Here is a 20,725-nt window from a genome sequence, read left to right as displayed (position 1 = left end):
CACTCACAGCTTGGGCGCAATCTCTTCGGTCCAGATCCGCTCCCGCTGCGCCTCCGTCATGTGGCAGGCGGCCCAGTGCCGGCTGCCGACCTCGGACAGCTCGGGGCGGACCGTGCGGGTGACGTTGTCCTTGGGGACGTCCGCGTACGGGCAGCGCGGGTTGAAGGCGCAGCCCGACGGGATGTTGATCAGCGACGGCGGGGAGCCCTTGACCGGGATCAGCCGGTCGGTCTGGTCGCGGTCCAGGCGCGGCATGGAGCCGAGCAGGCCCCAGGTGTAGGGGTGCCGGGGCTCGTAGAAGACCTTCTCGGCCGGGCCCCGCTCGATGCAACGGCCGCCGTACATCACCAGGATGTCGTCGGAGAGCTCGGCGACGACGCCCAGGTCGTGGGTGATGATGATGACCGCGGAGCCGAACTCCTTCTGCAGGTCCCGGATGAGGTCGAGGATCTGCGCCTGGACGGTCACGTCGAGGGCGGTCGTCGGCTCGTCCGCGATCAGCAGTTCGGGGTTGTTGACCAGCGACATCGCGATCATCGCGCGCTGGCGCATACCGCCGGAGAACTCGTGCGGATAGCTGTCGATCCGCTTGTCCGGCTGGGGGATGCCCACCCGGTCGAGCATCTCGATGGCGCGTTTTCGGGCCACCTTCTTGTCGACCTTGTGGTGGATCCGGTACGCCTCCACGATCTGCTGGCCGATCGAGTAGTACGGGTGCAGCGAGGACAGCGGATCCTGGAAGATCATCGCCATCTCGCGGCCGCGCAGCTTGCGTACGTAGTCGGGGTCGGCGGAGAGCAGTTCCGTGCCGTCGAGCCAGATCTCGCCGGAGATCTGCGCCTTGCGCCTGCCGTACTGGCCGGCGGTGTGCAGGCCCATGATGCCGAGCGAGGTCACCGACTTGCCGGAGCCGGACTCGCCCACGATGCCGAGGGTCTTGCCCTTCTCCAGCGAGAAGCTGAGCCCGTCGACGGACTTGACCAGACCGTCGTCGGTCGGGAAGTGCACCTTCAGGTCGCGGACTTCGAGGAAGGCGGAGGGCGCGGACGAGTCCTTGACGGGCTCCCCCACTGCGGCTCCGCTCTTGCTGAGTTCGGTCATCCCATCCTCACCCGGGGGTCGATGACAACGTACAGAAGGTCCACGACGAGGTTGGCGACGGCGATCGCGAGGGCCGCGACCAGCGTCACACCGAGGATCACCGGTAGGTCCTTGCTGCTGATGGCCTGGACGGCGGCGAGGCCGAGCCCGGGCAGGTTGAAGGTCGACTCGGTCAGGACCGCGCCGCCGAGCAGCACACCCAGGTCGAGGCCGAAGACGGTCAGGATCGGCGTCATCGCCGAGCGAAGAGCGTGTCGGGTGATGACCGCGCGTTCACCGAGGCCCTTGGCGCGGGCGGTGCGGATGTAGTCCTCGCCGAGCACCTCCAGCATGGTGGCGCGGGTGAGGCGCGCGTACATCGCGGCATTGAGGAGGGCCAGCACGATCCACGGCAGGATCAGTGTCTCGAACCAGACCCCGATGGGGTCGTCCGTACCCAGGCTGTCCGCCATGTTCACGAGTCCGAGGCTGTGCACGAAGATGCCCATCGCGACCATGCCGGTGAAGAAGATCGGCAGGGAGACGCCGCCGAGCGCGCCGATCATGGCGACACGGTCCCAGACGGAGCCCCGCTTGAGGGCGGAGAGCACACCGGTCGCGACACCCGCGCCGAGCCACAGGACGCAGGCGCCGGCGGCGAGGGCACCGGTGACCGGCAGCGCGTCCTTGAGCGTGGTCCACACCGGCTCCTCCGTACGGAAGGAGTAGCCGAAGCAGGGTGCCGGGCAGTGCGTGACGTCAGTGCCGTTGGCGTAGTCACGCCCCATCGGGATGCCCTTGACGAAGTCCCAGAACTGGACGAGCAACGGGTCCGAGAGTCCGAGCTTCGTACGAATGCCCTCGACCTGCTCGGCCCCCGAACTCTTGCCGGCGAAGAGGACGGCGATGTCCTGTCCCGCCCACTTGGGCAGCATGTAGAAGACGGTGAAGGTCGCGAGCAGTACGACCAGCACCATGATGACTACGGCGACCAGGCGCCGGATGAGATAAGCAAGCACTGTGTGCGGCCCGGCCGTGGCCGGGACCCCCTTGTGAGAGGTCCCGGCCACCGCCCGGGGCCATCACCTGCCCTTCGGACTGGCGGGATTCGGCGGCGTGAGAACGGTCAACTACGGTTGTGCGGCTGCTACTTCACGACACCGAGCGAGACGTAGTCGTACCGGCCGTTGTACGCGGCGGACGAGTAGACGTTCGTCAGCTTCGGGCTGCGCCACGAGATGTTCTTCTCGTAGATGAAGGGCATCCAGTCGGCCTGGTCGAGGAGTCGCTTGTCGAGCTGCTTGTACAGCTCCTCGGCCTTGGCCGGGTCGGTCGAGGCGATCGCATCGTCGAAGATCTTGTCGATCGCCGGGTCCTTGATCTGCGACTCGTTGTAGTTACCGCTCTCGAAGAGGAAGCGGCTGTCGAACAGCGGCTGCGCGTAGCCCTGGCCGGTCGGGAAGTCCGGGCCCCAGCCGCTCATCGTCATACCGTAGCCGCGCTCCTTCACGACCTTCGGCGAGCCGGTGATGCTGGAGGACTCGGCGCCGTCGATCGGGTCGACCTGGAGCTTGATGCCGACCTTGGCGAGCTGCTCCTGCAGCGCCTCGGCGGTGTCGACCTCGCCCGGGTTGTTGTTACGGGCGCTGATCTTGGTGGAGAAGCCGTTGGGCTGGCCGCACTCCTTCAGCGCCGCCTTGGCCTTGGCCACGTCCGGCTTGCCCTTGCGGGCGAGGACGCCGTACGGGTCGTAGTCGCTGTAGCCCGGGATCGCCTTCGGGAAGGTCGAGTTGGCGATCTCACCACCGGCGAGCTCACCGCCTCGGGTCTGCTGCAGGCCCGCGAAGTCCGTGGCGTAGAAGACGGCCTTGCGGCAGTTGACGTCGTCCAGCGGCTTGGCCGTGTGGACGAGGGCCACGTAGCGAACGAACGACGTCTGGATGTTGTCGACGTCGCCCCGGTGGTCCTGGACGGCGGTGACGCGGCCGGACTGGGTCATGCCCGTGCCGTTGACGTCGAGGTCGTAGTCGCCTTCCATCAGCCGCTTGTCGTTCTCCTCCAGGTTGGCGGAGATCGTCACGGTGATCTTGTCCGGAAGGGCCGGGCGGAGCGGGTCCGACGACTTCTTCCACTTGTCGTTGCGGACCAGGGTCAGGCCCTTGTTCGCCTTGTACGACTGGACCTTGTACGGACCGGAGGAGAACGGCTTCTGCGTGTACTTGGCGCCCGTGTCCGCGCTCTGCTTCACCGGAGCACCGGTGGGCATCGCCAGGAACTGCTCGAAGTCACCGTTGGGCTTGGGCAGTTTGAAGACGATGGTCTTGTCGTCGGGCGTCTCGATCGCCTTCAGGCCCAGCTTGTCAGCGGACTTGTCCTTGTACGGGCCCTTGTACTCGCCCTTGGGGTCGAGCGTCTGCTTGATGTACGCCGGACCGCCGGTGATGACGTCGGTCGCCCAGATGCGCTCGATGCCGTACTTGATGTCCTTGGAGGTCAGTGCGGAGCCGTCCTCCCAGGTGAGACCGTCACGCAGCTTGTACGTGTAGGTCTTGCCGTCGGGCGAGACCTCGCCGGGGCCGGTGGCCAGGTCGCCGACGAGCTTGTTGGACGCCTCGCCCGGCTTGGTGTCGTACGTGACCAGGGTGCGGGTGAAGAACCGCATGAAGTCCCACGTCATGCCGTAGTACGTGCGCTGCGGGTCCAGGGAGTCGAAGTCCTGCTTGCCGACGAACTTCAGCGTCCCACCCGTCTTGGTGGACGCGTTGACAACCTTGTCCAGCGCCGCGTTGTAACCGGCGCCCTTCGAATCGCTGTCGCTGTCACTGTCACCGCCGCCGCACGCCGTGGTGGTCACCAGCGCCGCGACAACGAGGGCTGCGCCAGCAGCGAGCCGCCGCTTCGGGAAACCTGTGGGCATTTTCTCGTAACCTCCGAGATTCGCGGTCCCGGTCCTGTGCCGGAGAACCATGTGAAGTGCCACCTGACGGTGCGGCAGGGGCGGTTCGTGGGGGGACTGGTACTAGCGGGTCCCCTTGGGGTCGAGTGCGTCGCGCAGTCCGTCCCCGAAGAGGTTGAAGGCGAGGACGGTGATGAAGATCGTCGCGCCGGGGAAGACCATGAACATCGGATCGTGCTCGTAGGTCTCCAGCGCGTCGCGCAGCATGCCGCCCCAGGAGGCCGTCGGCGGCCGGACACCCGCACCGAGGAAGCTGAGTGCCGCCTCCGTGAGGATGTTGGTGGGGATCATCAGGGTCGCGTAGACGAGGATCGGCGCCACCAGGTTGGGCAGCAGCTCCTTGAAGAGGATGTGCCGCCTGCCGCCGCCGAGGCTGCGCGCGGCCTCGATGTACTCGCGCTCCCGCAGGCTCAGGGTCTGGCCGCGGACGATACGGCCGACGTACGGCCAGCCGAAGAAGCCGATGACGAGCACAAGTACCGCTACCCGTACGGAAGAACCGGTGAGACCCAGCAGGTCGTCCGGCAGCACCGAGACCAGGGAGATGATGAAGAGCAGCTGCGGGAAGGAGAGCAGCACGTCCATCACGCGGCTGATCAGCGCGTCGATCCAGCCTCCGAAGTAACCGGCGATGATGCCGAAGAGCGTGCCGAGGGCCACCGCGACCACGGCGGCGAGGAACGCCACGAGGAGCGAGATCCGGGCGCCGTAGACGATCCGACTGAAGACGTCACGGCCCTTGTTGGGTTCGACTCCGAACAGGTAGTCACCGCTCACTCCGCCCCACGCGCCCTGCGGCAGGTTGGTCAGCGGGTCCAGCTTGTCCTGGTGGAACTCGTTCGGCGGGTGGCCGAGCAGGCTGACGATCAGTGGGGCGAAGAGGGCGACCAGGACCAGGACGACCACGGTGATGCCGCCGGCGAGCGCGACCTTGTCCTGCTTGAGACGATTCCAGGCGATCCGCTTCAGGGACCGGCCCTCGACCTTCGATCCCGTAGTCGCCGGATCGGGTGGTGCGGTCGGGGCCGCTTCCGCGGTCGTGTCGTGCAATGGCGCCGTCATCTGGCAGGGACCCCTCTCAAACCGGCGGTGACCGGCCCGCACTTGCCGCTGTAGCGGCCTGATCGTCCGTCGTACACAGGGGCGGAAACCCCCTGATGCGGGAGTCTTCAACGCTTCGCCGATCTGTTGCCAGACTTGACGGTGAATGGATGCGTAAACGTGATGCTGTCTGGGGGGTTCCGTTATCCGAACGCCGGGTAACGGGTGTCGGACGCGGGACAGTTGGGGGTGAAGGGGTTCCGCATCCCATTTACCCGCGTAGATATGGACATTTCAGCCCGAGGGCAGCAGAGCATGAACGGATGGCCGGGGCAGTGGACTTCAGTACGTACCCGGATAGCCGTACCCGCCGGCGACCGGAGCCGCGGCGGGTGCGGCGTGCGCCTCGCGGTCGTAGAACGGCCGCGCGTTGGCCCGCATCCACAGAGCCACCGGGTCGTACTCGTCGGACATCGCGACGGTCGACACCGGCAGGCCGTCCGGCACCGCGCCGATGGACTGCTGCATCATCGCCCGCACCGAGTCCACGGCGGGCGGGCTGGTGTCGTACACATCGAGCCCGATGGCCAGATAGGGCGCACCGAGCGCGGGCTGCACCCAAGCGCGGCGCAGGGAGCGCACGGCGGCGGTCCGGTGCGCGTTCTGCGTGAGGAGGGCGTAGAACTGCGGGATCTCGATGCCCGGTTCGGACAATCGGAGCGGTCCCGCCGGCTGCCGCTCGAGGCCGGTGGCGATACGGCGCAGATCCAGCCACGGGATGCCGACGCCGCCGCCCGGCGCGTGCGGATTCAGCCAGAGGCCGAAGTGGTCGGGGTACAGGGTGCGGGCGACATCGAGGCCGTCGACCACCTCGTACGAACGGTTCCAGCCGCTGGCCGAGAGCTCCTGGGCGGAGGTCACGCAGGGCGCGTAGCCGAAGCCGTCCACCTCCATGTTCCCGTACTGGGCGTCGGGCGAGCCGGCCTGGCCGTGCCAGAGCAGCATCCAGACCTGGCCGGACGACGGGGTCGCGAGGGCGCGCAGGAGCGCCTCGTAGGCGTCGTAACGCCCGGGCGTCACTTGGCGCAGCATGTGCTCGACCTGCCCGGCCGCGGCGGTGCCGCTCGCGCTCACCTTTTACCGCCCCTTCGCGACATCCCTGACAAACGGGTCCAATATCCCGGGAAGCAGCGCGCACTTGAACGCGGCGCCGCCCTGCCGGGCCATGAAACCAGCTTAAGCGTCGATCCTGACAGCACCGTTGCGCTCCGCCGGGAAAGCCGGGGAGAGCTCGGGGCTTTCTGTAGTCGCGGACTGCGGGTGGTTGGGGGTTGATCGCGCCCCGAGGCGGAGCCGCACGATGTCACAGCCCCGCGCCCCTTACGGGGCGCTCTAGTGAGCCTGCACATAGAAGGGGCGCACCCTCTCGCGCAGCCAGTCGCCTACTGGGTCCTGGGCGACGTCCAGGAATACGAGGTTCACGGCGTGTTGCACGGGGATCCGGCCGAGCGCCCTGCCCAGGGCCTCCAGTGGAAGCGCCCGAGCGCCCTCGTCCCAGCGGACCAGCTCGACGCCGATGAACATCACGGGGTCTCCGCCCTCGATGCTCGCCAGGCAACGGCGGGCGGCGAGTACCACCCCGGTCGCCGCGAACTCCGCCGAGGCCGCGGCCAGGAAGTCCACCGGGTCGTGCTGCCAGTCGGGCTGGAACAGCCGCACCCGGCCGCCGCTCGCGGGACCGTCCAGTTCGGTTTTCCCGGCTCGGCAGAGCTCGGCGACGGCGAGCGGCGGCAGCGGCACGCCGACCGTGCCGTCCGGGTTGATCGCGATGCCCGCCTGGGGCGGCAGCCCGCGCGCGAACTCGACGGCGGGCGCGACCGTGTACGCCATGTGGTCGCCGACGACCTGGCGGAACTGCTGCTCCGAGCTGAAGACCGGCACGTACGCCTGCCCGTCGAGCTCCATCGTCGGCAGGTCGAGCGGGCCGCTGTGGGGTCCGCCGCCGTTGGGCAGCGGCACCCAGAGGAAGCTGCGGGCGAGGACCTCGACGATCCGGGCGCCCGCCGAGGCGACGCCCAGGGAAGCGGCGAGCACCGCCTCCAGCTCGTTGCCGGGCCAGCCCGCATGGGGGTGAGGGTGCGCCTGTGCCGTGAAGCCCTGTTCCGGGATGCCCTGTGCCGGGATGTCCATCTGCCTACCGCCTGCTCGAACCGCCTTCTGCGGCTGACGAGATTACGCGTACGCGCCCTCGGCCGCAGAAGTCGATCCCCGGTCGCCGAAGTGGACCCTCAGCCTCCGCGGCCGGCCTCGGTGGTCGGCGTCGATGGACGGCATAGGTAGCCGGCCCGGATGGCCTCAGTCGCCGAAGTCGATCCGCCGCAGCACGTCCGCCGCGGCCCGGTCGATGAGGACCGCCGAACCGCAGCCGTCCGGGAGGTCCCCCTTCTCCACGGAACGCAGCAGCCGGGCGACCGCGCCGCGGTGCCGCGCGAACGCGTACCGCGAGACGCCGCGGCCGCGCTCACGCTGGCCGTCCAGGGCCGTGCCGGGGTCGACGTCGAGCAGCAGCAGGTGCAGGGTGCCGCCGCGGCGCCGGGCGTCCCGCGCCAGCCAGCTGCGCACCCAGGCCTGTGTACCGCAGTCGTGCACGACGACGCCCTCGCCGGAGCGCAGGGCACGGCGCAGGCCCGCGTAGTGCGCTACGCGGACGAGGGGGCGGTAGACCGCGTACGGCAGAAAGCGGGACAGGCGGCCGTCCCAGCGGTCGCGGGTGTCCTGGGAGTCGATGCGCCTTCCCGTCACGGCGCGGCGCATCAGGGTCGACTTGCCGCTGCCCGGCAGGCCCGTGACCACGACCAGGTCGGCCGCGCCGAAGAGGAGGCCGTGCGGGCTGTGTCCCGCGCGCTCCCGCAGATCGCGGACGACGGGCGCCGGAAGCGGGCCGCACGCCTCCTTGGTCGGGGCAGCGGGTTGCTTGGGCAGCGCGAGGGCCGCACTGGTCGCGCCGGTCGCGTACGCCGTGGTCCTGTTCACCCTGTTCGTCCTCCCCATGGGGTCGGAAGACCCATCCCCGTCGAGTGTAAAGAGAAGGTAATGCGCGGCACCCCTCGTTTCTGTTCTTGTCCTGCCACAGGCCCGTTACAGATCACTGTGGATGCCCGTGGCCCCTGTGCGGAAGCTGTGCGGAGGACTCCCCTGCCGCGCGGCCCGGATGCGTGCAATGATGTGCGCGCCAACTGCATACCGGCCGCTTGAATCCGCGCGGGAGAGTTCCGGGTACCTGTACACGCACGTGTACGAGTGCCCGGGCGCCGAAGGAGCAAGTCCCTCCCTTGAATCTCTCAGGCCCCATTACCGCGCGGGCGAGGCACATCTGAAAAGCGAGCCGCTGACCTGTGGCTCCACCCAAGGTGCAAACCATCGACCCTTCCGGTCATGGTGAACCTCTCAGGTTCCGATGACAGATGGGGAGGAACGACCTCGCCGTCATGCCTTGGGAGCCCCACCGATGAGCAGCAACACGCCCGTTGAACCGCGCCGCACCGCCCTCGATGCCCTGCATCGCTCGCTCGGCGCGACGATGACCGACTTCGCCGGCTGGGACATGCCCCTGCGATACGGCTCCGAGCGCGACGAACACCTCGCGGTACGCACCCGGGCCGGCCTCTTCGACCTTTCCCACATGGGCGAGATCACGGTGACCGGGCCGCAGGCGGCCGCGCTGCTCGACTTCGCGCTGGTCGGCAACATCGGGAGCGTGAAGGCCGGCCGCGCCCGCTACACGATGATCTGCCGCGAGGACGGCGGCATCCTCGACGACCTGATCGTGTACCGGCTCACGGAGACCGAGTACATGGTGGTGGCCAACGCCTCCAACGCCCAGGTGGTTCTCGACGCGCTCGTGGAGCGTGCCGAGGGCTTCGACGCCGAGGTCCGCGACGACCGCGACGCGTACGCCCTCATCGCCGTCCAGGGCCCCGAGTCCCCCGGCATCCTGAAGTCGCTCACCGACGCCGACCTCGACGGCCTCAAGTACTACGCGGGCCTGCCCGGCACGGTCGCCGGCGTCCCGGCCCTGATCGCGCGCACCGGCTACACCGGCGAGGACGGCTTCGAGCTGTTCGTGGCCCCGGCCGACGCCGAGAAGCTGTGGCAGGCGCTGACCGAGGCGGGAGCCCCGGTCGGGCTCGTGCCCTGCGGGCTGTCCTGCCGGGACACCCTGCGCCTGGAGGCGGGCATGCCGTTGTACGGGCATGAGCTGAGCACCTCGCTCACGCCCTTCGACGCCGGTCTCGGCCGGGTCGTCAAGTTCGAGAAGGAGGGCGACTTCGTGGGGCGGGAGGCCCTCACCGAGGCCGCCGCCCGTGCCGAGGCCGAGCCCCCGCGCGTCCTCGTCGGCCTGATCGCCGAGGGCCGCCGCGTCCCGCGTGCCGGATACCCGGTCGTCGCCGAGGGCAAGGTCATCGGCGAGGTCACCTCCGGCGCCCCCTCCCCCACCCTCGGCAAGCCGATCGCGATGGCGTACGTCGACGCCGCGCACTCCGCGCCCGGCACGGCCGGCGTCGGTGTGGACATCCGGGGCAGCCACGAGCCGTACGAGGTCGTGGCGCTGCCGTTCTACAAGCGTCAGAAGTGACACAGGGCACATCCGCCCAGCTCACCACCACGCCCGCGTCATAAGCACTGTCATCAGCACTCCCCCGCGTACAGGAGAATTCAGGCCATGAGCAACCCCCAGCAGCTGCGCTACAGCAAGGAGCACGAGTGGCTGTCGGCCGCCGAGGACGGCGTCTCGACGGTCGGCATCACCGAGCACGCGGCCAACGCCCTCGGCGACGTCGTGTACGTCCAGCTCCCCGAGGTCGGTGACACGGTGACCGCGGGCGAGACCTGCGGCGAGCTGGAGTCGACCAAGTCGGTGAGCGACCTGTACGCGCCCGTCACGGGCGAGATCACCGAGATCAACCAGGACGTCGTGGACGACCCGGCACTGGTGAACACCGCCCCGTTCGAGGGCGGCTGGCTGTTCAAGGTGCGGGTCTCGGAGGAGCCGAAGGACCTGCTCTCCGCGGACGAGTACACCGAATTCTCCGGCAGCTAAGGACTCCTGACCGATGTCGCTTCTGAACCAGTCCCTGCACGAGCTCGACCCGGACGTCGCCGCCGCCGTCGACGCCGAGCTCGACCGTCAGCAGTCCACCCTCGAGATGATCGCCTCGGAGAACTTCGCTCCGGTCGCGGTCATGGAGGCCCAGGGCTCGGTCCTCACCAACAAGTACGCCGAGGGCTACCCGGGCCGCCGCTACTACGGCGGCTGCGAGCACGTCGACGTGGTCGAGCAGATCGCCATCGACCGCGTGAAGGCCCTCTTCGGCGCCGAGCACGCGAACGTGCAGCCCCACTCGGGCGCCCAGGCCAACGCGGCCGCGATGTTCGCGCTGCTCAAGCCCGGCGACACGATCATGGGCCTGAACCTCGCGCACGGCGGGCACCTGACCCACGGCATGAAGATCAACTTCTCCGGCAAGCTCTACAACGTCGTCCCCTACCACGTGGACGACGAGACCGGCCAGGTCGACATGGCCGAGGTCGAGAAGCTCGCCAAGGAGGCGCAGCCGAAGCTGATCGTCGCCGGCTGGTCGGCGTACCCGCGTCAGCTGGACTTCGCGGCCTTCCGTCGGATCGCGGACGAGGTCGGCGCGTATCTGATGGTCGACATGGCGCACTTCGCCGGCCTGGTGGCGGCGGGCCTGCACCCGAACCCGGTCCCGCACGCGCACGTGGTCACGACCACGACACACAAGACGCTGGGCGGCCCGCGGGGTGGCGTGATCCTTTCCACGGCCGAACTGGCGAAGAAGATCAACTCGGCGGTCTTCCCCGGTCAGCAGGGCGGTCCGCTGGAGCACGTGATCGCGGCCAAGGCGGTCTCCTTCAAGGTCGCCGCGTCCGAGGACTTCCGCGAGCGCCAGCAGCGCACGCTGGACGGCGCCAGGATCCTGGCCGAGCGCCTGGTCCAGGACGACGTGAAGGCCGTCGGCGTGGACGTCCTGTCCGGCGGCACGGACGTGCACCTGGTCCTGGTCGACCTGCGCAACTCCGAGCTGAACGGCCAGGAGGCCGAGGACCGCCTCCACGAGGTCGGCATCACGGTCAACCGCAACGCCATCCCGAACGACCCGCGCCCCCCGATGGTGACCTCCGGCCTGCGCATCGGCACGCCCGCCCTCGCCACCCGCGGCTTCCGGACGGAGGACTTCACCGAGGTCGCGGACATCATCGCCGAGGCCCTGAAGCCGTCCTACGACACGGAGTCCCTGAAGGCCCGCGTGTCCGCTCTGGCCGACAAACACCCGCTCTACCCCGACCTGCAGTAGTTCGCACGGCCTGAAGTGGTTCGTACATCCTGAAGTGGTTCGTACATCCTGAAGTAGTTCGTACGGAATGTACGGATCCTCGAGGCGCCGCGCACACTGAAGGTGTGCGCGGCCCTGCCCCATGCTTCACCTTGCTCCACCCCGTATTGAGGAGTCCCCGTGGCCATCTCGGTCTTCGACCTGTTCTCGATCGGCATCGGCCCGTCAAGCTCCCACACGGTCGGCCCCATGCGTGCGGCGCGGCTGTTCGCACGCCGACTGCGCAACGAGGACGTACTGGCCTCGGTGACCTCGATACGTGCCGAGCTGTACGGCTCACTGGGCGCGACCGGGCACGGGCACGGGACACCCAAGGCGGTGCTGCTGGGTCTGGAGGGCGCCTCGCCGCGGACGGTGGATGTGGAGGGGGCCGACGACCGGGTCGAGCGGATCAAGTCGTCGGGCCGCATAGGCCTGCTGGGCGAGCACGAGATCGACTTCTCCTTCTCCGACGACCTGATCCTGCACCGCCGCAAGACGCTGCCCTACCACGCGAACGGCATGACGCTGTGGGCGTACGACGCCTCAGGGGCCGAACTGCTGTCGAAGACCTACTACTCGGTCGGCGGCGGCTTCGTGGTCGACGAGGACGCGGTGGGCGCGGACCGCATCAAACTGGACGACGCGGTCCTCAAGTACCCCTTCCGCACGGGCGACGAGCTGCTGCGGCTGACCCGCGAGACGGGCCTGTCCATCTCCGCCCTGATGCTGGAGAACGAGCGGGCCTGGCGCACCGAGGAGGAGATCCGCGAGGGGCTCCTCGCCATCTGGCGCGTCATGCAGGCGTGCGTGTCGCGCGGCATGGCCCGCGAGGGCATCCTGCCGGGCGGCCTCAAGGTCCGCCGCCGCGCCGCCGTCTCGGCCCGCCAACTGCGCGCCGAGGGCGACCCGTTGGCCCACGCCATGGAGTGGATCACGCTGTACGCGATGGCGGTGAACGAGGAGAACGCGGCGGGCGGCCGCGTCGTGACCGCCCCGACGAACGGCGCGGCGGGCATCATCCCGGCGGTCCTGCACTACTACATCAACTTCGTGCCGGGCGCGGACGAGGACGGCGTGGTCCGCTTCATGCTGGCCGCCGGAGCCATCGGCATGCTCTTCAAGGAGAACGCCTCCATCTCCGGCGCGGAGGTCGGCTGCCAGGGCGAGGTCGGCTCGGCCTGCTCCATGGCCGCCGGCGCCCTGGCCGAGGTCCTCGGCGGCAGCCCCGAACAGGTCGAGAACGCCGCCGAGATCGGCATGGAACACAACCTCGGCCTCACCTGCGACCCGGTCGGCGGCCTCGTCCAGATCCCCTGCATCGAACGCAACGGCATGGCCGCGGTCAAGGCCGTCACGGCGGCCCGGATGGCGATGCGCGGCGACGGCTCCCACAAGGTGTCCCTCGACAAGGTCATCAAGACGATGAAGGAGACGGGGGCGGACATGAGTGTGAAGTACAAGGAGACGGCTCGCGGCGGGCTGGCGGTGAACATCATCGAGTGCTGAGCCCTCTGGGCTCTCGCGCGAGGGTGGGACGGGTGAAGTGGGGGAAGATCAAAGGTAGTTGATGCCCACCTGCACACCGGTGCGGCACCGATGCACCGTCCCCCCACTCTCACCGCACGGAGGAACCTCCCATGCTGCGCGGCATCGACGTAAGCGGCTACCAGTCGTCCTCGTACAACACCGACGGACTGTCCTTCGTCTTCGTCAAGGCCACGGAAGGCCGCAGTTACGTCAACCCGAAGCTGAGCGCGCAGACGAAGCGTGCCCGTGACGCCGGCTGCGTGGTCGGCTTCTACCACTTCCTCTGGCCCGGCAATCTCACGGCCCAGGCCGAGTACTTCGTCAGCAAGGCCCCGGAGAAGGCGGGCGACATCCTGGCCGTCGACTGGGAGACGACCAGCGAGGGCACTCACGCCAGTAACGCCGAGAAGGACCGCTTCATCCGCAAGGTGAAGGAACTGCGGCCGAACCATCGGGTGATCTTGTATGCGAACAGGAACTACTGGCTGAACGTCGACGACACCTCATACGCGGGCGACGGCCTCTGGATCGCCGACTACGTCACGGCCGGCAAGCCTCGAATCCAGGCGAAATGGCGCTTCCATCAATACACCGACGACCCGCTGGACAAGAACGTAGCCGATTTCTCCAGCAAGGAAGCGCTGCGCGATTGGGCCGAGGGGGCCTGACGCGTCCTACTGCACCGGCGAGACGAGTTCTGCCCGGAGCCGCATCGCAGGCGGATCGGTGAGGTAGTTGTTCAACAGCTCCAAGGTACGAAGCTCGGGCGGGAGGGCTTCGTACCACGCAAGGCCATGCGGATTGCAGTTGTTGCAGACGAGACCTCGCACGCAGTCACCGCCGTGGCCGTTGCTCTCCATCAGGTAGTGGGCGTCCCGGATGCGGTCCAGGCCCTCGAAGACCTCGCCTGTCACCGGCCGGAACCCGCCGTCGCGCGCCTGATCGCCCAGCACGCGGGCTACACCTCGGAGTTCGCCTTCGCCAAGGCCTTCAAGAGGGAGTACGGGGTGGCGCCGGGGCAGTACCGGAGGCAGGCGTCCTGAACATGCCGAAGGGGTGTCCGGCACACCCGGACACCCCTTCCGCCCGGCTCACTTGTTCAGGTGCGCCCAGAACTCGTCGAACGAGAGGAGCTTGTCGTTGTCGGTGTCCTGGGCGGCGATGACGGCCTCGGCCACCGCCTCGGTGACGTTCCAGTCCCCGCCCTGGGCGAGAGCGGTCTTGAACTCGGCGGGGGTGATGAACCCGTCGCCGTCCACGTCGATCCGCTCGAACGCCTTGCGTGCTTCCTCGATGTCCGCCACCGGGTCCGCCCCTTCTGAAGTGCAGTACTGACTGGGGTCAGGTTAACCGCCCGGTTGGGCGCGGAGTGCGGCGACCACCCAGCCGAACTCCTCGGTGTGCGCCGGCCTCGGTCCCTGGCCCCTGATGATCGCGGCCAGCTCCCGGTAGCGGACGGCCTCCGTCCAGGAGGCCACCTCCAGGCGTTCCAGGACCTCGGTCCTGTCCTGGTCGCCGAGGAGCTCGTCCAGGACGGCGGCGGCCTCGGGGGCGTCGGGGTCGATGCCCTGTTCGCGGGCCCGGCCCACCAGCTCGACCAGGCGCTTGGCGAACCAGCGCGAGTCGCCCTCCGGGGTGTCCGGTCCCCGGCCGCGGACGTTGAACTCGATCGCCTTCCGCATCCGTGCCCGGAACTCCGGGTCCCGCATCAGCTCGGCCAGCTCGACCCACGCGTCGACCTGCTCGGAGGTCGGGTCGTCGGGCAGGTCGACGGCGTTGTGCCACATCCGGTTGCGGAACGCGGGGTCCGCGGCGTCGAGGCCGGCGAACACCTCGTCCACGAAGTCCTCGATGATCCGTCTCCGCTCGGCGGCCGACAGCCGCGCCAGTTTGTTCATCAGCGTCATCTCCTCCGCGGTCGAACCGCGTCGCGCCACGGTCGACAGCACCGCCCGGGTCACCTTCAGGGCCCGGATCTGCGCGTCCAGCGCCGCCACGTGCGTGGCCGCCACCTCCGCGACCGTCGTCTCGCCCGCCACCACCCTGCGTACGTGTTCCAAGCCGAGGCCCAACTCCCGCAGCGTACGGATGAGTTCGAGGCGGGCCACGGACGCGGCGTCGTACAGCCGGTAGCCGCCCTCGGAGCGGGTCACGGGCGGCAGGGCGCCCGCGTCCGACCAGTAGCGGATGGTGCGCACCGGCAGGCCGGTGCTCCGGGAGAGCTGCCCGATGGTGAGCAGCCCGGTGCCGTCATCGATCATGTTTGTGAGTGTGGGCCTTCCAGTGGGTGGAGACTCAAGCGGTCGGGGCGAGGCGGGAGGGGACACGTGCATGCCGAGGACGCATAGGGCTCTGGGGGACATTCTCGATGCGGCGGCTCGCGGGGTCTTCCCGCCGCCGGATGGTGGCACCACCGTCGTACCGCAGCACGGGCATCGTGACGCGGGGGTCATCGCCTTCACCGCGCACTCCGTCGTGTTCACGGACGAGGACGAGGGGTGGGTGCGCGAGACGCTGGGCCGGATCGACTGCGATCCTCTCGCGGCGACCATGAACCCGCGGTTCCTGGCGGCGTTCATGGAGCGTACGGGGCGTACGACGGACACGATCGATCTGCTGACGGTGGCCGGTCCTCTGGCCGGTCCGCCTCCGGTCGACCTGGCGGAACTCGACGATCCCGACCACCCCCGCGTCGCCCGGGCCCGCAAGCGGCGGGACGACGTGCGGGTGTGGGCCGCGGACGGGGGCGTACTCGTCATGGGGCGCGGGGTCGCCGGGCGGCTGGAGACAGCGATCGAGGTGGACGAAGGAGTACGGCAACGGGGGCTGGGGCGAGTGCTGGCCTCGGCGGCGCGGCATCTCAGTGCGGGCGAACCGGTCTGGGCGCAACAGGCCGCCGGGAACGCCCGCAGCGTACGGGTGTTCCAGGCGGCCGGGTTCCGTCCGGTCGGGGCGGAGTCGCTGCTCATCGCCCAGTGAGCCCACGGTGGGCCCACGGTGAGCCCACTGAAGTCATCGCCCGCCGAGGCGGGCGGTCGGCATCAGTGCCAGGGCTTGTAGTGCGGGTTGCTCTCGCAGTCGCTCATGATCTCGGTCCTGGTCTTCTTGTCGACCGGGCAGACGCCGATGATGTACTGCCGCGCGATACCGCCGGGGAAGGCGACCTCGACCTGGTCGGCCCACCGGTGGGTGTCGCCGATGGTCTTGTTGACGTCCACGCCGCCGGGGGCGTCGATGTAGTAGTTGTAGCCGCTCTTCCACCACGTCTTGTAGAGGTCGTGGTCGTAGGACGTGGAGACGTACGGCGAGGGCTGGTTGACGAGGACGTACTGCTCGATGTCGTACTGGCCGGTGAGGACGTCCTTCGGGAGGAAGCCCTGCTCGAAGACGACCGACGGGCCGCGGCCGTCGCTGCGGTAGAGCGTGCCGCAGGTCTTGCGCCAGACCGGCTCGGGCGTGATGCGGTCGACGTCCACGCGGCGGTCGGCGGCGGCGTGGACGGGGTCGGCGAACCGGGGACAGGCGGGTGCGGCGGCCTTCGAGACGAATGGCGCGGACGCCTTCACCGGTGTCGCGGCAGGGACCGTCGCGGCGGACGTCGCGAAGACGGCCGCGAGGGACAGGACGACGGCAGCGGCCCGCCGCCGCAGGCGAGTTGTGATCATGAGAGCACCATCTCGGTTCTGCGGCGGCGGGCCGGGGATCTTCACTCGTACGGCGGCGTGTCACCGGACGGGCGTCAACACGTCAGCGTGTCAACAGCCGTTGTCTCAGCGGAAGATGCCCGTGTGGCCGAGCGAGTAGCGGCCCGGCTGGGGGTAGACCGCGAGACCGTGCGGTCCGTTGCCGACCGGGATACGGGCGAGCTGGACGCCGGTGCGGGTGTCGATGGCGTACACCTCGGAGTCGTAACGGCCGGACAGCCAGAGGACCTTGCCGTCGGCCGAGACACCGCCCATGTCGGGGCTGCCGCCGTCCGGCAGGCGCCACTTCTTGGTCAGCCTGTCCTGGGTGAAGTCGAAGACGGAGACGGTGCCCTCGCCGCGGTTGGAGACGTACATCTCGCGGGAGTCGCGGCTCACGTAGAGGCCGTGGCAGCCCTTGCCGGTGGGCAGGAGCTTGGGCTTGTCGAACTTGTCGCCGTCCAGGACCCACATGCCGTGGGCCATCATGTCGGCGATGTAGAACTTCTTGCCGTCCGGAGAGATCTTCACGTCCTGCGGCATCGCGCCGTCGAAGGGCAGCTTCTGCTGGCCGACGACCTTCATCTTCTCCGTGTCGACCTTCAGCAGTTCGCCACTGAACTCGCAGGAGACGATGAAGTACCGGCCGTCGAGCGAGAAGTCGGCGTGGTTGACGCCATAGCAGCTGACGGGCTCGGTCTTGAGGCGCTTCATGGTGTGCGGGTCGCGGAAGACCAGCTCACGGTCGAGAGACGCCATGACGACGGCGTGCTTGCCGTTCGGGGTGAAGTAGAGGTTGTACGGGTCGTGGACCTCCACCGGCTTGCCCGCCTTGCTCGTCTTCGGGTCGATGGGGGTGAGGGTGTGGCCGCGGTTGTTGTTGACCCAGAGCGTCTTCAGGTCCCAGGAGGGGACGACGTGTTGGGGCTGTACGCCGACCGGGATCGTCTCGATGACCTGGTACGTCTTCGGGTCGATGACCGTGACCGTGTCGGACTCGGTGTTGGGGACGTAGACGCGGGACGGGAAGTCCTTGACCACCGGGGAGAGCCTGCCCGGGCGGTCGGCGGCGTAGACGTCGGTCTTGTCGAGGACGGGAGGCATGCCGGGAAGGCCCCGAACCAGGGGTTTCTCGGGCTCGGCGGGCTGGGCGGGTCTGGCCGGTTTCGCTGGTTTGACCGCGCCGAGCGTCTTGTCCGGCTGGTCCTTCGACTCGGTGCCGCAGCCGGCGAGGGCCACGGCGACGAGTACGGCACCCACGCTCAGGGCGCGCTTGGTGAGGGTTCGGCGGGCGTTGTTCCGGGGGGTGTCGTTCCGGGGGGTGTCGTTCCCGTGGATGTTGTCCCGGTGTGTCGTGTCGTGCATCAGCTCAGCAGCTCCGTGGTGGTCACCGCGCGCAGGCCGCGGCGGTCGAGTTCGTGCAGGAGGGCGGGGAGTGCGGCGACCGTGTCCGCGTACCCGAAGTGCAGGCTCACCACAGACCCGTTACGGATCTCGGAGGTGACCTCGCGGGTGACGGCCGGGGCGCCGGGGGAGGTGAAGTCGAGGGAGTCGATGTCGTACGAGAGGACGTGGGGGTAGCCCGCGCGGTGGGCCAGGCGTTCGACGAGGGGGGAGGCGCGGGCGGTGCGCGAGGGTCTGAACCAGGTGCCGATCGAGCCGGTGAGCCGTCTCAGGCGCTCGGCGCAACCGACGATCTCCGCACGGGCGTCGGCCTGGGACATCGTGTTGATGTCCAGGTGACGCTGGGTGTGGTTGCCGAGGTCGTGGCCACCGTCGAGGATGCGACGAGGCAGGTCCGGGTGGGCGTCGAGCCAGCTGCCCACGGCGAGCACGGTGATGTGGGAGCCGTGTTTCTCGACCTCGCCGAGGATGGCGCGGGCGGTGGCGGGGTCGCCGCCGCCGTGAAAGGTGAGTGCGACGCGCGGGTGGGTGCGGGGGCCGTGGGTGAGCTGGGTGGGGTGATGCGGGAAGGTGCGAGGAGTGGGGGCGGACGCGGGCGCGTCCGCCTGCTGCGAGCTGGAGGGCCGGGCGGCCGGGCCCGTGACGGCGCCGATCGCTGAGCATCCGGCGAGCGCGCCCGCGGCGGCCAGGCCGGTGGCCGTCCGGAGGACCGCGCGGCGGTCGGTCATGGTCACCCGCACCATTTAAGGGGCGCTTGCGGGGAAAAGCGGCGATTGGGCCGATTGGCGGTCGGTGCGGGTCGCTGCGCCGGCTGTCGGTTGGGGGGTGGTCGGGGGGTGGTTGGGGGGCGGCTGGCCTGCTGTTGTTGGGCACGCCCCTTCAGGTCACCGGGCAGGCAGTTGCAGCGCCCCTTCAGGTCACCGGGCGACCACAGCGCCCCTTCAAGGGGCGCGGGGAACCGCGCGACCAGCCACGACCGGCCCGCACCTTCCGCACTCCCGGCGGGAGCGTTTCGCTAGCGATCCGCGACCCGGATCTCGAACCACGTGGTCTTGCCGCGAGGCAGAAGGTCGACACCCCAGCGGTCGGAGAGTTTGTCCACAAGGAACAGCCCCCGTCCACTGACATCCGTCTCCTGAACCGGCATCAGACAGGGCAGCCCCCGCGACGGGTCGCGGACCTCGACCCGGATCCAGCCCCGACGGCGGCGCATACGGAGCCCGAAGACACGGGCCCCGGTGTGCCGCACGGCGTTGCCGACGAGCTCCGAGACCAGTAACACGGCATCCTCGGTCATCTTCGGCGAGAGCCCCCAGTGGCGCAGGATCACGACCTGAGCGAGCCGACGCGCGGTGGCCGCCGACTCGGGACGAGAGGGAAGCGGCACCTCCGCCTCCGTCGGGTTGCCGAACAACTCCAGCGCCTTGAGCGCGTGTTCGTCCTCGACCGCAGGCGACCAGCGCGCCGCGGTCGCACTCCCGTGCCGCCGCGGCTGTTCGATACCCTCCAGCCCCGCCATGCCCCCATCATGGCCGCCCAGGGGCCCCTCTGGGGGCGTTCCGAAGGAATACGCCCCCCGGAACCTCCCATTCCGCGCGATTCGGCTGGCATATGCCACAGGCAGTTCAAGACCTACTACAACCCGCCTGACCTGCGAGAACAGGTCTCGCGGGGGCAATAGCCCGCGCCCTCCAGCAAGGTAGCCTTAAGGTTTTCTTAAGGTCCGGATAAACCGCTCCTTCGGGGGACGCGGGTAAGACATCGCGTCAACTGCAAGTGGATCAGCGGAAGTTGAAGGGTGCATTTTTTGCGCACCGTCAGAGGAACTTCGCCTTACCGGGGCCCTCCTCCACGAAGCTCCGCATCCCCCGCTCCCGGTCCTCCGTCGCGAACAGCCCCGCGAACCAGTTGCGTTCAATCGCGAGCCCGGTCTCGATGTCCGTCTCAAGACCCGCGTCGACCGACTCCTTGGCCGCGCGCAGCGCGAGCGCCGGGCCCTGCGCGAGCTTCGCGGCCCACGTGTGCGCGGCGGCGTACACCTCGTCGGCCGGTACGACCCGGTCCACCAGTCCGAGCGACAGCGCCTCGTCGGCCTTGACCATCCGGCCGGTGAAGATCAGGTCCTTCGCCTTGGAGGGGCCGATGAGGCGGGACAGGCGCTGAGTGCCGCCCGCGCCCGGGATCAGCCCGAGCAGGATCTCCGGCTGCCCGAGCTTGGCGTTGTCCGCGGCGATCCGGAAGTCGGCGCACAGCGCCAACTCGCAGCCCCCGCCCAGCGCGTAGCCGGTGATCGCGGCGACGACGGGCTTGGGGATGCGGGTCACGGCGGTGAAGGAGTCCTGCAGGGCCCGGGAGCGTACGACCATCGCCGTATGGTCCATGGCCTGCATCTCCTTGATGTCCGCGCCCGCCGCGAACACCTTCTCGCCGCCATAGAGGATCACCGCGCGCACGTCCTCGCGGCGCGTCGCCTCCTCGGCGAGCTCCTTGAGACGGTCCTGCGTGGCCACGTCCAGCGCGTTCATGGGCGGGCGGTCGAGGCGGATCGTGCCGACACCTTCGGCGACTTCGAGATGCACAGTCATGAGGGCAGGTTAACGGGGGCTAACGACATCGGGCCCGGTGTGCTCGGTCAC

At 69.0% G+C, this 20,725-nt stretch carries 21 protein-coding genes, 1 pseudogene and 2 riboswitches; of the genes and pseudogenes, 7 read left to right on the top strand and 15 right to left on the bottom strand.

Annotated elements, in window-relative coordinates:
• Positions 1 to 3: 3 nt before the first annotated feature.
• The 7 genes from ACTWQR_RS13185 to ACTWQR_RS13155 all read right to left on the bottom strand — a co-directional run bounded on the left by ACTWQR_RS13185 (position 4) and on the right by ACTWQR_RS13155 (position 8,128).
• Positions 4 to 1,101: an ABC transporter ATP-binding protein gene (locus tag ACTWQR_RS13185; RefSeq protein WP_443227206.1), complete on the bottom strand. Its 1,098-nt coding sequence runs from the start codon at positions 1,099 to 1,101 to the stop codon at positions 4 to 6.
• A complete protein-coding gene (locus ACTWQR_RS13180; protein ID WP_443227326.1) occupies positions 1,098 to 2,099 on the bottom strand; it encodes an ABC transporter permease in 1,002 nt (333 codons plus the stop codon). The genes ACTWQR_RS13185 and ACTWQR_RS13180 overlap by 4 nt, the downstream gene beginning before the upstream one ends.
• 128 nt (positions 2,100 to 2,227) lie before the next feature.
• The gene (locus ACTWQR_RS13175; RefSeq protein ID WP_443227205.1) at positions 2,228 to 3,997 is read right to left on the bottom strand and encodes an ABC transporter substrate-binding protein; all 1,770 of its coding nucleotides are present in this window, start codon (positions 3,995 to 3,997) and stop codon (positions 2,228 to 2,230) included.
• A gap of 102 nt (positions 3,998 to 4,099) precedes the next feature.
• The gene (locus ACTWQR_RS13170; protein WP_443227204.1) at positions 4,100 to 5,098 is read right to left on the bottom strand and encodes an ABC transporter permease; all 999 of its coding nucleotides are present in this window, start codon (positions 5,096 to 5,098) and stop codon (positions 4,100 to 4,102) included.
• Positions 5,099 to 5,419: 321 nt separating this feature from the next.
• Entirely contained in the window at positions 5,420 to 6,211 is a 792-nt protein-coding gene (locus ACTWQR_RS13165; RefSeq protein WP_443227203.1) for an enhanced serine sensitivity protein SseB C-terminal domain-containing protein, read from the bottom strand.
• Between the two features lie 258 nt (positions 6,212 to 6,469).
• Entirely contained in the window at positions 6,470 to 7,267 is a 798-nt protein-coding gene (locus ACTWQR_RS13160; RefSeq protein ID WP_443227202.1) for an enhanced serine sensitivity protein SseB, read from the bottom strand.
• A 165-nt stretch (positions 7,268 to 7,432) separates the two neighbouring features.
• Positions 7,433 to 8,128: an AAA family ATPase gene (locus tag ACTWQR_RS13155; protein WP_443227201.1), complete on the bottom strand. Its 696-nt coding sequence runs from the start codon at positions 8,126 to 8,128 to the stop codon at positions 7,433 to 7,435.
• Between the two features lie 201 nt (positions 8,129 to 8,329).
• Positions 8,330 to 8,444: riboswitch (glycine riboswitch) on the top strand.
• Positions 8,445 to 8,551: riboswitch (glycine riboswitch) on the top strand. It abuts the riboswitch before it with no gap.
• Between the two features lie 34 nt (positions 8,552 to 8,585).
• On the opposite strand from ACTWQR_RS13155, the gene gcvT reads away from it, so the two are divergent.
• The 5 genes from gcvT to ACTWQR_RS13130 all read left to right on the top strand — a co-directional run bounded on the left by gcvT (position 8,586) and on the right by ACTWQR_RS13130 (position 13,670).
• Positions 8,586 to 9,713 (top strand): glycine cleavage system aminomethyltransferase GcvT, encoded by a 1,128-nt coding sequence (gcvT, locus tag ACTWQR_RS13150; protein WP_443227200.1) that lies wholly within the window; start codon positions 8,586 to 8,588, stop codon positions 9,711 to 9,713.
• 87 nt (positions 9,714 to 9,800) lie between these two features.
• Entirely contained in the window at positions 9,801 to 10,178 is a 378-nt protein-coding gene (gcvH, locus tag ACTWQR_RS13145; protein ID WP_443227199.1) for a glycine cleavage system protein GcvH, read from the top strand.
• 13 nt (positions 10,179 to 10,191) lie between these two features.
• Positions 10,192 to 11,454 carry a serine hydroxymethyltransferase gene (gene glyA, locus ACTWQR_RS13140; protein WP_443227198.1) on the top strand — a complete coding sequence of 421 codons (1,263 nt, stop codon included), beginning with the start codon at positions 10,192 to 10,194 and terminating at the stop codon, positions 11,452 to 11,454.
• 159 nt (positions 11,455 to 11,613) lie between these two features.
• A complete protein-coding gene (locus ACTWQR_RS13135) occupies positions 11,614 to 12,981 on the top strand; it encodes an L-serine ammonia-lyase (protein WP_443227197.1) in 1,368 nt (455 codons plus the stop codon).
• Between the two features lie 131 nt (positions 12,982 to 13,112).
• Positions 13,113 to 13,670, top strand: a complete 558-nt coding sequence (locus tag ACTWQR_RS13130; RefSeq protein WP_443227196.1) for a glycoside hydrolase family 25 protein — start codon at positions 13,113 to 13,115, stop codon at positions 13,668 to 13,670.
• A 6-nt stretch (positions 13,671 to 13,676) separates the two neighbouring features.
• Here the strand turns inward: ACTWQR_RS13130 and ACTWQR_RS13125 are convergent, their stop codons facing one another.
• Positions 13,677 to 13,955: a hypothetical protein gene (locus ACTWQR_RS13125; protein WP_443227335.1), complete on the bottom strand. Its 279-nt coding sequence runs from the start codon at positions 13,953 to 13,955 to the stop codon at positions 13,677 to 13,679.
• Here ACTWQR_RS13125 and ACTWQR_RS13120 point away from each other — a divergent pair.
• Positions 13,938 to 14,045, top strand: a pseudogene (locus ACTWQR_RS13120) (AraC family transcriptional regulator); the annotation flags it as partial. The gene ACTWQR_RS13125 and the pseudogene ACTWQR_RS13120 overlap by 18 nt on opposite strands.
• Positions 14,046 to 14,093: 48 nt before the next feature.
• Here the strand turns inward: ACTWQR_RS13120 and ACTWQR_RS13115 are convergent.
• Positions 14,094 to 14,306 carry an EF-hand domain-containing protein gene (locus ACTWQR_RS13115; RefSeq protein ID WP_443227195.1) on the bottom strand — a complete coding sequence of 71 codons (213 nt, stop codon included), beginning with the start codon at positions 14,304 to 14,306 and terminating at the stop codon, positions 14,094 to 14,096.
• Between the two features lie 42 nt (positions 14,307 to 14,348).
• Positions 14,349 to 15,263, bottom strand: coding sequence for a helix-turn-helix domain-containing protein (locus ACTWQR_RS13110; RefSeq protein WP_443227194.1), 915 nt, complete (start codon positions 15,261 to 15,263; stop codon positions 14,349 to 14,351).
• Between the two features lie 70 nt (positions 15,264 to 15,333).
• On the opposite strand from ACTWQR_RS13110, the gene ACTWQR_RS13105 reads away from it, so the two are divergent.
• Entirely contained in the window at positions 15,334 to 15,981 is a 648-nt protein-coding gene (locus ACTWQR_RS13105) for a GNAT family N-acetyltransferase (RefSeq protein WP_443227193.1), read from the top strand.
• Positions 15,982 to 16,043: 62 nt separating this feature from the next.
• On the opposite strand, the gene ACTWQR_RS13100 is transcribed toward ACTWQR_RS13105, so the two are convergent.
• The 5 genes from ACTWQR_RS13100 to ACTWQR_RS13080 form a co-directional block, all read right to left on the bottom strand.
• Complete coding sequence (locus ACTWQR_RS13100) at positions 16,044 to 16,667, bottom strand: ADP-ribosyltransferase (protein ID WP_443227192.1); 624 nt, start codon at positions 16,665 to 16,667, stop codon at positions 16,044 to 16,046.
• Positions 16,668 to 16,772: 105 nt separating this feature from the next.
• A complete protein-coding gene (locus tag ACTWQR_RS13095; RefSeq protein ID WP_443227191.1) occupies positions 16,773 to 18,050 on the bottom strand; it encodes a YVTN family beta-propeller repeat protein in 1,278 nt (425 codons plus the stop codon).
• Positions 18,050 to 18,832: a polysaccharide deacetylase family protein gene (locus ACTWQR_RS13090; RefSeq protein ID WP_443227190.1), complete on the bottom strand. Its 783-nt coding sequence runs from the start codon at positions 18,830 to 18,832 to the stop codon at positions 18,050 to 18,052. The genes ACTWQR_RS13095 and ACTWQR_RS13090 overlap by 1 nt, the downstream gene beginning before the upstream one ends.
• Before the next feature lie 272 nt (positions 18,833 to 19,104).
• Entirely contained in the window at positions 19,105 to 19,713 is a 609-nt protein-coding gene (locus tag ACTWQR_RS13085; RefSeq protein ID WP_443227325.1) for an ATP-binding protein, read from the bottom strand.
• 193 nt (positions 19,714 to 19,906) lie between these two features.
• Entirely contained in the window at positions 19,907 to 20,674 is a 768-nt protein-coding gene (locus ACTWQR_RS13080; RefSeq protein WP_443227189.1) for an enoyl-CoA hydratase/isomerase family protein, read from the bottom strand.
• Between the last annotated feature and the right edge of the window lie 51 nt (positions 20,675 to 20,725).

This window comes from Streptomyces sp. 2A115 (assembly GCF_052245575.1).
GTDB lineage: Bacteria > Actinomycetota > Actinomycetes > Streptomycetales > Streptomycetaceae > Streptomyces.
The sequence above is the reverse complement of the archived record's forward strand: the minus strand, read 5'-3'. Positions and strand labels throughout refer to the sequence as shown.

Excerpts from the sequence above, each read along its gene's own strand:
- ACTWQR_RS13080 (WP_443227189.1), bottom strand. The coding sequence starts at position 20,674 with ATGACTGTGCATCTCGAAGTCGCCGAAGGTGTCGGCACGATCCGCCTC.
- ACTWQR_RS13155 (WP_443227201.1), bottom strand. The coding sequence starts at position 8,128 with ATGGGGAGGACGAACAGGGTGAACAGGACCACGGCGTACGCGACCGGC.
- ACTWQR_RS13095 (WP_443227191.1), bottom strand. The coding sequence starts at position 18,050 with ATGCACGACACGACACACCGGGACAACATCCACGGGAACGACACCCCC.
- ACTWQR_RS13100 (WP_443227192.1), bottom strand. The coding sequence starts at position 16,667 with ATGATCACAACTCGCCTGCGGCGGCGGGCCGCTGCCGTCGTCCTGTCC.
- ACTWQR_RS13130 (WP_443227196.1), top strand. The coding sequence starts at position 13,113 with ATGCTGCGCGGCATCGACGTAAGCGGCTACCAGTCGTCCTCGTACAAC.
- ACTWQR_RS13170 (WP_443227204.1), bottom strand. The coding sequence starts at position 5,098 with ATGACGGCGCCATTGCACGACACGACCGCGGAAGCGGCCCCGACCGCA.
- ACTWQR_RS13090 (WP_443227190.1), bottom strand. The coding sequence starts at position 18,832 with ATGGTGCGGGTGACCATGACCGACCGCCGCGCGGTCCTCCGGACGGCC.
- glyA (WP_443227198.1), top strand. The coding sequence starts at position 10,192 with ATGTCGCTTCTGAACCAGTCCCTGCACGAGCTCGACCCGGACGTCGCC.
- gcvH (WP_443227199.1), top strand. The coding sequence starts at position 9,801 with ATGAGCAACCCCCAGCAGCTGCGCTACAGCAAGGAGCACGAGTGGCTG.
- ACTWQR_RS13105 (WP_443227193.1), top strand. The coding sequence starts at position 15,334 with ATGCCGAGGACGCATAGGGCTCTGGGGGACATTCTCGATGCGGCGGCT.
- ACTWQR_RS13110 (WP_443227194.1), bottom strand. The coding sequence starts at position 15,263 with ATGATCGATGACGGCACCGGGCTGCTCACCATCGGGCAGCTCTCCCGG.
- ACTWQR_RS13185 (WP_443227206.1), bottom strand. The coding sequence starts at position 1,101 with ATGACCGAACTCAGCAAGAGCGGAGCCGCAGTGGGGGAGCCCGTCAAG.
- gcvT (WP_443227200.1), top strand. The coding sequence starts at position 8,586 with ATGAGCAGCAACACGCCCGTTGAACCGCGCCGCACCGCCCTCGATGCC.
- ACTWQR_RS13175 (WP_443227205.1), bottom strand. The coding sequence starts at position 3,997 with ATGCCCACAGGTTTCCCGAAGCGGCGGCTCGCTGCTGGCGCAGCCCTC.
- ACTWQR_RS13160 (WP_443227202.1), bottom strand. The coding sequence starts at position 7,267 with ATGGACATCCCGGCACAGGGCATCCCGGAACAGGGCTTCACGGCACAG.